Here is a 14,013-nt window from a genome sequence, read left to right on the forward strand (position 1 = left end):
ATATCCATAACGGCCGAATCTGTCGGCCAGTTCGATGATATCATCGGTCAGCCGTTCTTCATCAGCGCGGCAGAGTGGCGCCTTGCGCTGTGTAGATCGATGCTGACCCAAAGTGCGGCAAGCGCGGCGCTCGGATACGCCAATTTCCTGCCGCACATGGTCGATGCATTTGCGGCGACGGGAAGGGCTTAGAAGTTTCCCTTTGCCGCCTCGGTCAGGATGAGTTTGTCCAGTGTCAGATCAGACACCGCTCGCCGAAGCCGTTGGTTCTCCTTCTCAAGCTCGTTGAGCCGGGCGAGCTGTGACCGCCCCATCCCGCCATACAGCTTACGCCATCGATAGAACATCTGCTGCGTCACGCCGATCTGACGTACCGCCTCGGCGATCGTCGCGCCTTGTCCCTGCAGAACTTCAACCTGACGAAGCTTCGATACAATCTCTTCCGGCTTCTCTCTTTTTCCAGCCGTCGCTGATCCTCCAATTGCGGGACAAATCTATCCCAGTTGGTGGACCACTTCAGTGGGGGTACTCGAATCTGAGTGGAGATCAGAAAATCTGCGTAATTCGTCGTTTGATACACCGCCATCAACGCTCAACAGAGCCTATCCATTAAGCCAGATCTTTGGACAAAATGATCCACATGATTTTAGTATCGCCCTTATGGGAATTCCGAAATGAATGTGGCGTCGAGCTGTCAAATTGGAAAGCGTCCCCCTTCTTGAGTTCATAGCAGTTTGTACCAACCGTAAGCTCGAACTGCCCCTCAAGCACCATGCCACATTTTTCCCCGACGCGACTCAAAGGTTCCTCGCCGGAATTGCCGTCCGGATCGACATGCAGAAGCATCATTTCCATCTGGGTGCCACGCACCGGTGATAAGAGTTCCTTCATAAAGCCGGTGGCCGAAAAATTAAGCACGGGTCGTTCGTGAGATCGGGAAATCACGTTCGCTTCAGGTTCCAATTGAGGCGTGGAATTGCCGTCGAAGAAGACACTGAACGGCACATCGAATGCCAGACGAATCCGGTCCAGAACCTTGATAGATGGAGTGCTGCGCCCTCTTTCGATATGACTCAACATCGCAACCGAAACTTGACTAATAGAAGAAAGCTCCTGAAGCGTCATCTTACGTTCATTTCGGAGTTTTCGAATGCGTTCCCCCAAGCCACAGACCATATTATCATCAGTGTTTTCAATTGCTTCGGTGCTCATTGTGTTTGTTTCTCTCCCCGGCGCAGGTAATTTGCGGATTATATAGCTATCAGAATGACTTTTCAATTGATGAGAAATTTCCGCTTGAAATTATCGTAAAAATATAAAATGATCAGGGTGGAATGACACCATGAGAGCATTCGTTCTCGGGAAATTCTGTCAGGAAGCCGCTATGTCCGCGGCAACTCTTGAAGTCGAAAAGAGCACATTTCTCACTCTGAGGGGAGTCCATGTTTAAATCTCTGAAATCGCTTCTTAGCGTTAGCACCATTGCGTTTGCGCTGGCCGTGACCGCTTCGTCAGCCGGCGCGCAATCACCGGGCGGAACTATCGTCATTACCACGACGCCAGAGCCGGCCACCATCACCAACGCGTTGAGCTCAGCTCCGACAACAGCTGAACTTGCCACCAAGATTTTTGATGGCCTGCTCGAATATGACATGGATCTGAATCCCATTCCCTCGCTCGCCGAGAGCTGGGAAGTCAGCGAAGACGGTCTGTCCGTAACGTTCAACCTGCGGAAGGGTGTTGTCTGGCATGACGGAGTCCCCTTCACCTCCGCTGACGTACAGTTCTCACTGCTTGAGGTCGTGAAGGAATACCATCCGCGCGGCAAGGGCAACCTTGGGCCTGTTACGAGTATTGATACGCCTGATGACTACACGGTCGTGCTTAATCTCGAGCATCCTTACGTACCGCTGATGCGTGGCCTTTCCAGCCTGGAATCGCCGATTATCCCGAAGCACATCTATGCCGGTACGGATTTTCGTAACAATGAAGCTGTGAACAAACCGATCGGCACCGGACCATTCAAGTTTGTCGAGTGGGTCAAGGGCAGCTATATTCGCCTTGAGCGCAATGAAGACTACTGGCGTGAAGGAAAGCCCTACCTTGACAGCATCGTTTTCCGCTTCATCGCCGACTCTGCGACCCGCGCAGCGGGCCTGGAAAGTGGTGAAATCGACGTAGCAACCTTTGGCACTATCAACCCGGTTGAAATGCGCCGCCTTGAAAGTCTCGATGGAATTTCCATTGCTGTCGGCGGCTATGAGGCGATCTCTCCTGTCATGCTGCTGGAGCTGAACAACCAGCGCCCACCATTTGACAACAAGCTTGTACGTCAAGCCGTGGCTTATGCACTGGATCGTCAGCGGATCATCGACACCGTTTGGTATGGCTTCGGCAAGCCGGCCGTGGGACCCATCTCGACGTTTGTTGCCGGCAGCGGTGCTTTTACAGATGAGGGGATCCGCGACTACGCCGTCGACGACCGGCTTGAGATCGCCGGCAAGCTGCTCGACGAGGCAGGCTATCCGCTCAAGGATGGCAAGCGGATGTCGATCATTCACGACCCGGCGCCGTTTGGTGAAGACTGGCGTCGCATGGGTGAAGTCATCAAGCAGCAGCTTGGCAAGGTGGGCATAGAGGTTGAACTCCGCAATCGTGACTATCCGTCCTTTGTGCGTGCGGTTCACAACGAGTACGATTTTGACATGTCATCGTCATGGTATATCGGCATGGCTGATCCTACACTCGGCGTCCAGCGCAATACCTGGTCAAAGATGATCAATCCTGAAGTCCCTTTCGGCAACTCTTCGGGCTACAAGAACCCCGAAGTCGACAGACTTTGGGAAGCGGCTCAGACCGAGGCGGATCCGGACAAGCGCAACGAGTACTTCCACGATCTGCAGCGCCTGCTTGTCGAGGACAGCCCGCTGATCTGGTTGATGGAAATGGATCTGGTCGCCGTGCAACGCGATCGTGTCAAGGATCTCATTACATCGCCGTTCGGCATTCGCGGCGGCCTTTATGACACCTGGGTCGAAAAGTAAGCCCTTCAACGGCCCGCCAATCGGGCGGGCCGTTCCTTCTGAATCCAACTAGGAATTGCTCGATGTGGTTTGCCAACGCCAAGTATGTTCTAGGCCGCGTGCTGCATGGGATACCTATCATCCTCGCCATCGTGGTCGTGAACTTCTTCCTGATCCGCCTCGCTCCGGGCGATGCCGCTCAGGTGCTGGCCGGGGAATCCGGGGCCGCGACGGCAGAATATATGCGCCAGATTCGCGAGCAGTTCGGGCTCGATCAGCCCCTATGGCTCCAGTTTGTCAATTACATGAAAAACCTGCTGGTCTTCGACCTGGGCTTCTCGTTCCGGCATAACCGCGAGATTTCCGAACTGATCATGGATCGGCTCGGTGCAACCGCCCTTTTGATGGGCACCTCGATGGTGCTTTCAATCGGCTTCGGAATTCTGCTCGGGGCGATCGCCGCAGTGCGCGACCGCACACTCCTCAGCCATGTCATCATGATTCTGGCGATTGTCACCTATGCTACGCCCCTCTTCTGGGTGGGGCTAATGCTGATCATCGTGTTCGCGCTCAATCTCGGTTGGTTTCCGACAAGTGGCATTGCCACAATCGGCGCCCCGGTGGATGGTTTCGAATATGCCATCGATGTGGCTCACCATCTGGTGTTGCCCGCCATTGCACTCTCGTTTTTCTACATGGCGCTCTACACCCGCCTGATGCGGGCCTCGATGCTTGAGACACTCGGCCAGGATTTCATCAAGACCGCCCGCGCCAAAGGGCTCTCGAGCAGTAATATCGTCTTCCGCCATGCGTTGCGCAATGCGATCATTCCGGTCCTGACCATGGCCGGCGTTCAGGTTTCTGCCATGCTGGGCGGATCCGTCATTATCGAATCTGTCTTTGGGTGGCCTGGCTTGGGATTGCTGGCCTATGAGGCGTTGTTTTCACGCGACCTGAACCTGCTCCTGGGGATTTTCTTCCTGAGTTCAATTCTCGTTGTGCTCACCAATGCGATTGTCGATGTCATATACACACTCGTTGATCCCCGTATCCGTCTCAACGGAGGTCGTCATGCTTAGTAACTCCGCCAAACCAACGCTTCTGCGGAAAATTCTGTCTACACCGACAGGCGCTATTGGCATGGCGCTCCTGACAACGGTCATTTTGCTTGCGCTGTTTGCTTCTGTCCTGTTTCCGGAGGGGCCATTCGAGATGGTTGGCGCACCGTTCAGACCGCCGTTCGGTGAATATCTGTTTGGAACCGACATGCTCGGCCGCGATATTGCAGCTGGCATCGCTTATGGTGCCCGCATCTCCTTGTTGGTAGGCGCCGTCGCGACACTAGTGATCGTCCTGCTCGGCACTGTTGTGGGAGGTCTGGCTGGCTACTATGGCGGCTGGATCGATACTGCGGCGATGCGCGTCACGGAATTTTTCCAAACCATTCCGACATTCATCGGCGCCATCGTCATCGTCGCCGTCCTGGGGCCGACGTTGCCGAATATCATCGGCGCAATCGCTGTTGTCAGTTGGGCGCCACTGGCCCGTCTTGTGCGAGCCGAGGTACGAAGCGTGAAAGGTCGCGAGTTTGTGGAGGCCTGCTTGTCGCTTGGCATGGGGGATATGCGCATTCTGGTCGTACAGATACTGCCGAATGTGCTTTCTACGATCGTTGTTGCAGGCTCTCTTATGGTGGCCACCGCAATTCTGTTTGAAGCGGGGTTATCGTTTCTCGGCCTTGGTGATCCCAACATCATGACTTGGGGCTTCATGATCGGGGCTGGACGTTCAGCGATCCGGACGGCTTGGTGGATGGTGACCATTCCGGGCATCGCTGTGCTGTTGACCGTTCTGGCAATCAACCTGATCGGCGACGCCCTTAACGAAGCACTCAACCCGAGGGCAAAACGATGAACGCTTCCAAGCCTATTCTGGATGTTCGGGGGTTGCGCACTGAATTTCGCAAGTCACGCAAAACCTGGTTTCCTGTCGTCAATGACGTGGATTTTCATGTTTCCGCGGGAGAAACCTTGGCAATCGTAGGTGAATCCGGTTGCGGGAAGAGCATGTTGGCTCATTCCCTCCTCCAGCTTTTACCTAAACGGATTTCGCGCCTTGCTGCTGGGGACATCTGGCTCGAAGGTCGAAACATCGCCAAACTCAGTGAAGAACAGATGCGCGCCGTGCGCGGCAAAGACATCTCGATGGTTTTCCAGGAACCGATGACGTCGCTCAACCCATTGATGAAGGTCGGCCAGCAGATCGCCGAGAGTATTATCGAGCATGAAGGTTGCAGTCATGACGAAGCGCGTCGCCGAAGTGTAGCTCTGATGGATCTGGTCGGCATCCCGGAGCCGGCAGTCAGGGCCGGTCAATATCCTTTCGAGCTGTCAGGCGGCATGCGTCAGCGCATCGTCATCGCCATAGCCCTCGCCTGCAGGCCAAAAGTTCTCATCGCTGACGAGCCGACCACTGCACTGGACGTGACCATTCAAGCGCAGGTTCTCGAACTTATCGACCGCCTCAAGACCGAAATCGGAATGGGCGTCATTTTGATTACCCATGACCTTGGTGTGGTTGCGGAATGGGCGCAGCGGGTCATGGTCATGTATGCCGGCCGCAAGGTGGAGGAAGCCGATGTCGAGACGTTCTTCTCTGGCCCAAAGCATCCCTACAGCGCGGCGCTTCTGGCCAGCGTTCCCCGCCCGGATGCCATCATCAATGGTGGGAGGGTCGAGCCATTGACAGAAATCACCGGAACGGTGCCTCCGATGGATCAACTCGGTCCCGGGTGTTCCTTTGCGGATCGTTGCGAACGGAGCGCCGATATCTGCCTCGCACAACAGCCACAGATCGAAATGCTGTCCAATGGCGCCAGGGTGGCTTGCCTGCGCGCAGGAGAGAACGCATGAGCGAACACCCGCTGCTGACGGTTCGAAATCTCGTCAAGTATCACCATACGCCGAACGGCCGCGTTCATGCGGTGGATCACATCGACCTTGATCTGCACCGGGGAGAAACCCTGGGCCTGGTCGGCGAAAGCGGCTGCGGCAAATCGACTTTGGGCAGAACGCTCATTCGTTTGCATGAGCCCGATTCCGGTGAAATCATCCATCACGGGACTGACATTACCCATCTGTCGCGCGCGCAAATGCGCCCGTTTCGACGTAACCTGCAGATAGTCTTCCAGGACCCCTTCGCGTCGCTCAATCCGCGCCGCACGATCCGCCAGATCCTTTCCGAGCCGTTTTCAATTCATGGTGTCGGCTCGCGTATTGAACAGCCGTCCATGGTTGAACTTCTAATTGCAAAAGTGGGGCTTCATCCGAGCTTCGCGGATCGTTTTCCCCATGAGTTGTCAGGCGGGCAACGTCAACGCATTGCCATTGCGCGAGCCATTGCGCTCGAGCCAAGCACAGTTATTTGCGACGAACCTGTGTCTGCCCTTGATGTCTCGGTTCAGGCGCAGATCATAAATCTTCTGCGCCGGTTGCAAGACGACATAGGCGTTTCTTACATTTTCATTTCGCACGATCTCTCGGTGATTGGCTATCTCGCCGACCGAATAGCCGTCATGTATCTCGGTGAAATTGTCGAAATAGCTCCCAAGGCGCAGCTATGGAACACGCCGCTTCATCCTTATACGCAGGCGCTATTTTCAGCGATTGCAGTTCCGGAGCCTCCGAGTGTTGCGCGCAATAACCGCGTCGGGATCAAGGGGGATATACCCAGCCCCATCAACCCGCCCGGCGGTTGCCGCTTTCGCACCCGCTGCCCGGTAGCCATGCCCATCTGCTCCGAGGCCAGCCCAAAGCTTCTGGAGGCCGGTGGCGGTGCAAAAGTCGCATGCCATCTCGTCAACGGCACGAACACTGTCTCCTAGATACATCGTCCCGAAACCTGAAAAATAACATGGAAAATCAAATGACATATTTTACAGCTCGTATCCGCGCCCGCACTGTACATCTGGGTTATGACGAAAAAGGAGAACTGATCAAACGCGACTTCAACAAGTCTGAATTCGTCGAGAAGGTCATAAAAATCGATCGTATTCTATCGTTCACCGATGATCATTTGTTTGTTGCCTGTCCACATGACACCGTTCAGGTGTGGGACTACGAAGGTGACCTTTCATCGGTCAAGCAACACTTGAAGTCCGCAAACCTGCTGCTTGCCTGACGGGCAAAGCAGCGAGAACCAGCTGTTGAAAATGAACCATACGCCCTTTCCAACAATCAAGCTGACGATCAACGGAAAACAGGTTGAAGTCGCTATTGATCCTCGGCGCAGCCTGCTCGACCTGATCCGCGAAGACCTCGGTTTAACAGGTACAAAGAAAGGCTGCGATCACGGGCAATGTGGCGCATGTACGGTTCACATTGATGGTGAACGCCGTCTGTCGTGCCTGCAGTTTGCCGCACAGCTGGAAGGCCGTTGTGTAACAACGATTGAAGGGGTGGGATCACCAGACGGTGAACTCCACCCCTTGCAAAAAGCGTTTATCCGCCACGACGCGATGCAGTGCGGATTTTGCACACCGGGTCAAATCATGTCGGCATTGGCGTTGCTTGAGGAGGGCTGTCCGACGGACCACGCTGAGATCGGCGAATTGCTCAGCGGCAACATCTGTCGATGTGGCGCTTATGCCAATATCCTCAAAGCGGTGATGGAGGTTGCCGATGACATGCGTTGAATGGACCCATCCCTCCACTGTTGCGCAGGCCATAGAAGCTTTGGCGGACGGCCATGGCCAGGCAGTAGCTGGAGGAACCACCTTGCTGGATCTTCTCAAGCTTGGCCATGAAACTCCGAAGCGGTATGTCGATTTGGGAAGGCTGCCGCTCCGCGACATCGCGGTGACACAGAACAGCGTCTCAATTGGCGCGCTCGCTTCGAACTCGCAGGTTGCCAATTCAGAACTTCTCCGCACCGAATTTGCGGCAATCTCTGAATCCATACTGGCAGGAGCTTCCCAGCAGATCCGCAATGCAGCCACCGTCGCTGGCAACATTATGCAGGCAACACGCTGCCCCTACTTCCGGACTGTCGACTGGGCCTGCAACAAGAGGCAGCCCGGCTCCGGCTGCGAAGCTTTACGCGCAGCAGGGCCCGGGCATGCAATTCTTGGCACGAGCAACCACTGCATCGCCGTTCACCCGTCGGATTTTGCCGTGGCCTTGCTGGCCTTCGACGCTATCGTCCATATTCAGACGCCGTCCGGACGGACAAGCCTGCCCCTTGCCGAGTTCTATCTCCTGCCTGGAGAGACGCCGCAGCGCGAGAACAGGCTTCCGCCGGCCTCATTGATAGTTGCGTTGGAAATACCCCGAAAGATGGAGGCGCGACGATCTGCATACCTCAAGCTGCGCGGGCGAGCCTCATACGAATTCGCAGCCGCTTCTGTTGCTGCCGTGCTGACCTTCAAGGAAAGCCGCGTCGCCAAAGTGTCTATGGCACTGGGTGGTGTAGCGACGGCTCCATGGCGAAAGCCGGAAGCCGAGGCGCTGCTTATCGGCAAGCAGCTGGATAGAGATTCTATTGACCGCTTTTGCGACGAACTCCTTGCAGATGCAAGGACGCTGCCGGAGACAGCCCACAAGCTGCCGCTGGTGCGCGGCGCCATTCATCATGTGCTTGCGAGGCTCGCAGAACAATGAAAATTATTGGCACGTGTGTTGACCGGGTGGACGCGATCGAAAAGGTGACAGGTCGTGCGCACTATGCGGCAGACTACCAGCCACAGGGCCTTTTGACCGCGCTCGCCCTGCGTTCCGTCTGGGCGCGGGGATACATCCGCTCGTTTGATACCAAGGCTGCTCTCGAGCTCGCCGGGGTGCATGCGGTGTTCACCCATCTGGATGCCAAAGCCCTCGGCTGGAAGAGTTCCAGAGAGATCGATGCTCTGGGCGCCGAAGGCTTGGGGAGGGCTTCCTTGGCAGATGCGGCTTCAAAGCTGCCTGCCTATCGTCCCCTTACATCGCCGGAAATATTTTTTGCCGGACAATGGATCGCAATTGTCGTTGCCGAGACATTGGAGCAGGCGCGAGCGGCGTTGGCCCTGATCAAGGTTGACGTGGAGACCTTCGAGCAGGAACAGAGCCTGCCGGTTCGACCGGGACCATTCTTTGCCGGTGACATGCAGCATCAACACGATTGTGCGGTTGAAACCGGCGCGGAGGCGTACAGGTTTTCGGGTGAGTATGAAACGCCGATGCAATTGCATCAGCCGATGGAGCCGTCGGCGACGACTGCGGTCTGGAACGCAGACGCCGTGACGCTGTATGATTCGACGCAGGGCGTTGGTGCCACACGCGCCTATGTCGCCTCCAGCTTGGATCTGCCAGAGGATAAGGTCAGAGTTGTTTCGCCCTATGTCGGTGGCGGATTTGGTGCAAAAAACCAGATCTGGCCACATCAGGCACTCGCTGCCCATATGGCCCGTACGCTGGGGAAACCGGTGCGCTTGCAGTTGACCAGAAACGACATGGCGGTGGCTTCAGGCTATCGCAGCGAAACGAAGCAGAAGATCGACTTGGTCGCCGATGCCGATGGGCGGTTGATCCTGCTGCGCCACCAAAGCACCGTTCCGACCTCGCTTCGTGGCGGATTCTTCGAGCCATGCGGCCTCAACTCTCTGATGCTCTACAAGGCCGGACGGGTGGAGGTCAGCCATCATGTTCAGCGCCGCGCAGTGGCAACGCCGACCCCGTTCCGTGCACCCGGAGAGACGCCGGGTTCGTTTGCACTGGAAACGGCACTTGATGAACTGGCGCACGAGATGCGCATGGATCCGTTGGAGTTGCGCATGCGCAATTTTGCAGAAAAGGATCACTATCACGGACGCGCATGGTCATCGAACCAGTTGCCGGACTGCTATCGCCAGGGAGCCGCGCGGTTTGGGTGGCCGGGTGGCCATCTGGCGCCGGGCTCGATGAAGCGGGAAGGTTTGGCGGTCGGATACGGAATGGCCACCACGGCATACCCCGCACCTGCCTTGCCGGCTTCTGTCCGGCTTTATCTGCGGCGGGGCGAGGGGATTCTCGTCGAAACCTCTGCGACCGACATTGGTACAGGAATGCGCACGATTCTTCTTCAGACCGTTGCCGAGGAGTTGGGAATTGACCCCGAACACATTCGGGTATCTCTTGGCGATTCCAGCCTGACTGATGCTCCGACCGCCGGGAGATCAAAATCGACGGCCAGTCTACTGCCAGCGGCACTGATGGGCTGCCGCAAGTTGAAAGCCGAACTCGATCGGCTAGATCCGCGCGCCAATTCAGCCACGAATTTGCCTGGAATTCTCGAGCGCTTCGCAAATAGCAAGCATGATGAACTGGAAGTCATCGGGCATTCACTGGGCATGCCTGATGGATCTGCGATGCGAGAGCCGCTTAGTTTCTACTCATTCGGCGCACACTTCGTAGAGGTCGAAGTTGATCAGTCGATCGGCAGAATCCGCGTCCGGAGAATGGTCAGCGCCTTCGATTGCGGGCGCATCGTCAATCCCAAACTTGCGGAAAGCCAAGTGGCTGGCGGCATGATATTCGGCATCGGAATGGCCTTGATGGAGCATGGCATTAGACACCCTGAAAGTCTTCGTGTTGTCAGTGATAATCTCGCAGACTATGCCGTTCCGGTTCATGCGGACATCCCGCAGATCGATGTCATATTCGTGCAGAAACCGGATATGTCGTTTAATGAATTGGGCGTTCGCGGTCTTGGCGAGATTGGGTTGCCAGGCACGTCGGCCGCAATCGGGAACGCCGTTTTTAACGCGACGGGTAGGCGATTCAGAAGCCTTCCGATGGGTATTGTTGCGTGAAGGCGCACCGCAGGTCAATCGTCGGGTATTCGCAAGTTGTCACATGTTGGGAGGGTATTGCCCAGTTGTTTGACCTCCGCGTTTCGGTTATCGAGACGACATGAGATTGCCTAGCACTTTCCCCCGTCTGAAGGGGTTTCGTTTTCCGCGTGAAGTTGTCGCCTACGCGGTCTGGGCCTATCATCGGTTCGCTCTGAGCACGGTCGATGTGGAAGACCTTCTTGCTGAACGCGGTGTTATCGTGAGCAGGGAAACGGTTCGTCTTTGGATCAACCGCTTTGGCCGACATTTTGCCGGCTGCAATCGCAGAGACCGGCCCAAGCCGAACGATAAGTGGCATATGGATGAGGCCGTCTCACGATCAGTGGAAAGAAATTCTGGCTCTGGCGGGCCACTGACGCCGATGGTGACGTGCTCGACATTCTGGTGCAAGCTCGCCGCGACACCAAGGCTGCCAAGCGCTTTTTCTCACACCTGGTCAAGCAATTCGGTGAACCGCGTGTCGTCGTGACGGACAAGCTGCGCAGCTACACAAAGCCGATACAAACTCTCAGCCCGCTCCTGGCGACACGCCAGAGCAGATGCCTTCTGCCTGTGGTCCGACTAATCTGCAGAAATGATCGCTTGAAAAAGCAGGGGCCGCGCCGCCTTGCATCCAATGACAAACAACTGGGCAATGCCCTCCGGACCGGCAGCGTCACAATCCAAGTTTGCCGCGTAGCTGGGACAGGCCGGTCTGGGTTGCTGACGAATGCTTGGCGAAGGCTGCCAGATAGTTGTCCTTGGTTCGCTGGATGTGATCGAACAGCACCGATTCGACCTCGTCGCCGCGGTCGGCCTTGATCAACTCGATAAGCTGCAGATGGTCGGCCAGCGAGCGGTCCGGTTCGCCCTCGGCACGCACAGCCAGCTGGGTGCGCAGGGCTGCGACCCTGCCCAGGATCAACCTGTAGCCTCGCTCGAGATAACGATTGTCGCAGCGCTCGAACAAGGCCAGGTGATACTGTGTGTCGAGCCGGCCGTACTGCTGCATGTCCTCCCGGCTGCAGGCCTCCTGCATTCCCTCGACAAGTTCGGCGAGGGCGCGGGCGAGTTCGGGACCGCTGTTGCGGCAGGCGAGCCTTGCGGCCTGAAGCTCAAGCCCGGCGCGGTAGTCGCACAGTTCCGAAATGTCTTCCAGCGTCGGGGTGAACACATAAGTGCCGGATTTTGGAACCACCACCACCAGCTCCTCCATCTGCAGCAGCCCGAGCGCCTGACGCACGGGTGTGCGGCTGACTTCGAATGCTTCGGCAAGATTTTCTTCCGACAGCGCCTCGCCGAAAGCGAAACGGGCGTCGACTATGGCATTCCGAATCTGCGCGGCGAGCTGCTCGGAAAGGGATTGTCGTGGGGCTGGCCGGGGCATGTTTATCCTTCTTGTGGGCATACAATAGCGCAAATCGGTGCGGACAAATACCATGAATTTTTCTCTTGTATCCTAAACTTGGGATGTTACAACGGCCTTCACGAATGGAGGAGCCATTGACTAGGGAAAATGCACATGCTCAGGACACCTGGGCGCGCGACAGAGTTGCTGTCATCACCGGTGGTGCCTCGGGCATCGGGCTGGCGATCACTGAACAGCTGGTGGCGCTGGGTGCCCGTGTAGCGGTGTGGGACATTCGCACCGACCGGCTCGAGGCCCTGCAGGCCCGGTTCGGTGACCGGGTGATGGTCCGCCAGGTGGATGTCAGCAGTGATGCGGAAGTCCGGGCGGCAGCGGCAAGCGTTGCCGAAGCCTGGGGCGGCATCGATCATCTGGTCAACAATGCCGGCGTGATCGGTCGCCTGATGCGTCTTGACGATCTCGACGCCGACGAGCTCGACCGGGTGCTGGCCGTCAACCTCAAGAGCGTTTTTTACGCCACCGCTGCGTTCGTCCGCCATCCCCGCTCTGCGGAGGGGCGGTCGGTTGTCATGTTGTCGTCTATCGCGGCACGGACCGGCGGCATGGTCGGCAACATGGTCTATGCCGCCAGCAAGGGCGCGATCGCCACGCTGACCAAGTCCTTCGCCAAGGAACTGGCGCCGCAGGCGCGGGTCAACGCCCTGGCTCCCGGAATCATCGACACCGAAATCCAGCAGGCAAGTCTGGGTGATCCGGCCGCCGCTGCGGCGCTGGCCTCAGCCATCCCGCTGGAGCGGCTGGGAACCCCCGGGGAAGTTGCCGAAGCAGCGGTCTGGCTGCTGTCTCCCGCATCCGCTTACGTGAACTCAACACTACTCGACGTCGCAGGAGGACGCTGAAAACAGCATGGAAAATCTCAGGCAACGTTTAGGGCAGGGCCTCGTGCAGGCCCCTGGCGCATCCGACCCGCTGGTGGCGCGTCTGATCGAAAGACAGGGCTTTGAAGCCGTCTACATGACCGGCTTCGGTGCGACGGCGACAACGCTGGGGATGCCCGATCTGGGCCTGCTGACCCAGAGTGAAATGGTTGATCTGGCGCGCCGCATGGTTCAGGCGACGAAGCTGCCGGTGATCGCCGATGCAGACACCGGTTATGGCGGGCTGAACAATCTGTACCGCACGGTCAAGGACTACGCCCAGAGCGGTGTCGCAGCCATCCACCTCGAAGACCAGGCCCTGCCAAAGCGCTGCGGCCAGCTTTCCGGTGTACGACTGATCTCGGCCAGTGAACATACCGCGCGGATCCAGGCCGCGCTGGCGGCGAATGCCGGCAGCGACATGATGATTATTGCCCGCACGGATGCGCTTGGCGTGCTCGGTGTGGGCGAGGCTGTCGAGCGGGCCAACCGCTATGCCGAGGCCGGTGCCGACATGGTGTTCGTGGATGGGGTCAAAACCATCGACGACGCACGCACCATCGGCAAGGCGGTCAGGGGCCCCAAGGTCCTGAGCATCGTTGACGGTCTGGAAACCTCGAAGCTGACCCGGACGGACATCGCCGAGATGGGTTTCGATCTTGTCTTTTATGCCCTGACCACGCTTTTCGCCGCGACAAAGGCGGTTTCGGACGTGCTCGGGCATCTAAGGGAGGCCGGTGAGACATCCGGCTTCGCCGAGCGGCTTACCAGCTACGGCGACTTTCAGAAAATCGTGGATCTGGACCGGTTCAGCTCATTCGAGCACCGGTTCGACCATGCCGATGATCATCAATAGCAAAC

At 57.2% G+C, this 14,013-nt stretch carries 13 protein-coding genes and 2 pseudogenes; 12 read left to right on the top strand and 3 right to left on the bottom strand.

What is annotated here, in order from left to right:
- Together O4H62_RS25755 and O4H62_RS25760 are read right to left on the bottom strand one after the other, a co-directional pair.
- Window positions 1-482, bottom strand: a pseudogene (locus O4H62_RS25755) (transposase); the annotation flags it as partial.
- 127 nt (window positions 483-609) lie between these two features.
- Complete coding sequence (locus tag O4H62_RS25760; RefSeq protein ID WP_269391753.1) at window positions 610-1,212, bottom strand: helix-turn-helix domain-containing protein; 603 nt, start codon at window positions 1,210-1,212, stop codon at window positions 610-612.
- A gap of 230 nt (window positions 1,213-1,442) precedes the next feature.
- Here O4H62_RS25760 and O4H62_RS25765 point away from each other — a divergent pair, with 230 nt between their 5' ends.
- The 10 genes and pseudogenes from O4H62_RS25765 to O4H62_RS25810 form a co-directional block, all read left to right on the top strand.
- Window positions 1,443-3,044, top strand: coding sequence for an ABC transporter substrate-binding protein (locus tag O4H62_RS25765; protein WP_269391754.1), 1,602 nt, complete (start codon window positions 1,443-1,445; stop codon window positions 3,042-3,044).
- A gap of 62 nt (window positions 3,045-3,106) precedes the next feature.
- Window positions 3,107-4,102 (top strand): ABC transporter permease, encoded by a 996-nt coding sequence (locus O4H62_RS25770; RefSeq protein ID WP_269391755.1) that lies wholly within the window; start codon window positions 3,107-3,109, stop codon window positions 4,100-4,102.
- Complete coding sequence (locus tag O4H62_RS25775) at window positions 4,095-4,937, top strand: ABC transporter permease (protein WP_269391756.1); 843 nt, start codon at window positions 4,095-4,097, stop codon at window positions 4,935-4,937. Before O4H62_RS25770 ends, O4H62_RS25775 begins: the two co-directional genes overlap by 8 nt.
- The gene (locus O4H62_RS25780) at window positions 4,934-5,935 is read left to right on the top strand and encodes an ABC transporter ATP-binding protein (protein WP_269391757.1); all 1,002 of its coding nucleotides are present in this window, start codon (window positions 4,934-4,936) and stop codon (window positions 5,933-5,935) included. Before O4H62_RS25775 ends, O4H62_RS25780 begins: the two co-directional genes overlap by 4 nt.
- Entirely contained in the window at window positions 5,932-6,906 is a 975-nt protein-coding gene (locus O4H62_RS25785) for an ABC transporter ATP-binding protein (RefSeq protein ID WP_269391758.1), read from the top strand. Before O4H62_RS25780 ends, O4H62_RS25785 begins: the two co-directional genes overlap by 4 nt.
- Window positions 6,907-6,947: 41 nt before the next feature.
- Window positions 6,948-7,202: a hypothetical protein gene (locus O4H62_RS25790; protein WP_269391759.1), complete on the top strand. Its 255-nt coding sequence runs from the start codon at window positions 6,948-6,950 to the stop codon at window positions 7,200-7,202.
- Window positions 7,203-7,233: 31 nt separating this feature from the next.
- Window positions 7,234-7,716, top strand: a complete 483-nt coding sequence (locus O4H62_RS25795) for a (2Fe-2S)-binding protein (RefSeq protein WP_269391760.1) — start codon at window positions 7,234-7,236, stop codon at window positions 7,714-7,716.
- Window positions 7,703-8,680, top strand: coding sequence for an FAD binding domain-containing protein (locus tag O4H62_RS25800; RefSeq protein ID WP_269391761.1), 978 nt, complete (start codon window positions 7,703-7,705; stop codon window positions 8,678-8,680). The genes O4H62_RS25795 and O4H62_RS25800 overlap by 14 nt, the downstream gene beginning before the upstream one ends.
- The gene (locus O4H62_RS25805; RefSeq protein WP_269391762.1) at window positions 8,677-10,845 is read left to right on the top strand and encodes a xanthine dehydrogenase family protein molybdopterin-binding subunit; all 2,169 of its coding nucleotides are present in this window, start codon (window positions 8,677-8,679) and stop codon (window positions 10,843-10,845) included. The genes O4H62_RS25800 and O4H62_RS25805 overlap by 4 nt, the downstream gene beginning before the upstream one ends.
- 100 nt (window positions 10,846-10,945) lie before the next feature.
- Window positions 10,946-11,403, top strand: a pseudogene (locus tag O4H62_RS25810) (IS6 family transposase); the annotation flags it as partial.
- A gap of 139 nt (window positions 11,404-11,542) precedes the next feature.
- Here O4H62_RS25810 and O4H62_RS25815 read toward each other — a convergent pair.
- Window positions 11,543-12,253, bottom strand: coding sequence for a GntR family transcriptional regulator (locus O4H62_RS25815; RefSeq protein WP_269391763.1), 711 nt, complete (start codon window positions 12,251-12,253; stop codon window positions 11,543-11,545).
- A 116-nt stretch (window positions 12,254-12,369) separates the two neighbouring features.
- Between O4H62_RS25815 and O4H62_RS25820 the strand changes: the two genes are divergently transcribed.
- Window positions 12,370-13,134: an SDR family NAD(P)-dependent oxidoreductase gene (locus O4H62_RS25820; RefSeq protein ID WP_269391764.1), complete on the top strand. Its 765-nt coding sequence runs from the start codon at window positions 12,370-12,372 to the stop codon at window positions 13,132-13,134.
- 7 nt (window positions 13,135-13,141) lie between these two features.
- Complete coding sequence (locus O4H62_RS25825; protein ID WP_269391765.1) at window positions 13,142-14,008, top strand: isocitrate lyase/PEP mutase family protein; 867 nt, start codon at window positions 13,142-13,144, stop codon at window positions 14,006-14,008.
- Window positions 14,009-14,013 lie beyond the last annotated feature (5 nt).

Source organism: Parahoeflea alexandrii (assembly GCF_027214025.1).
GTDB lineage: Bacteria > Pseudomonadota > Alphaproteobacteria > Rhizobiales > Rhizobiaceae > Hoeflea > Hoeflea alexandrii_A.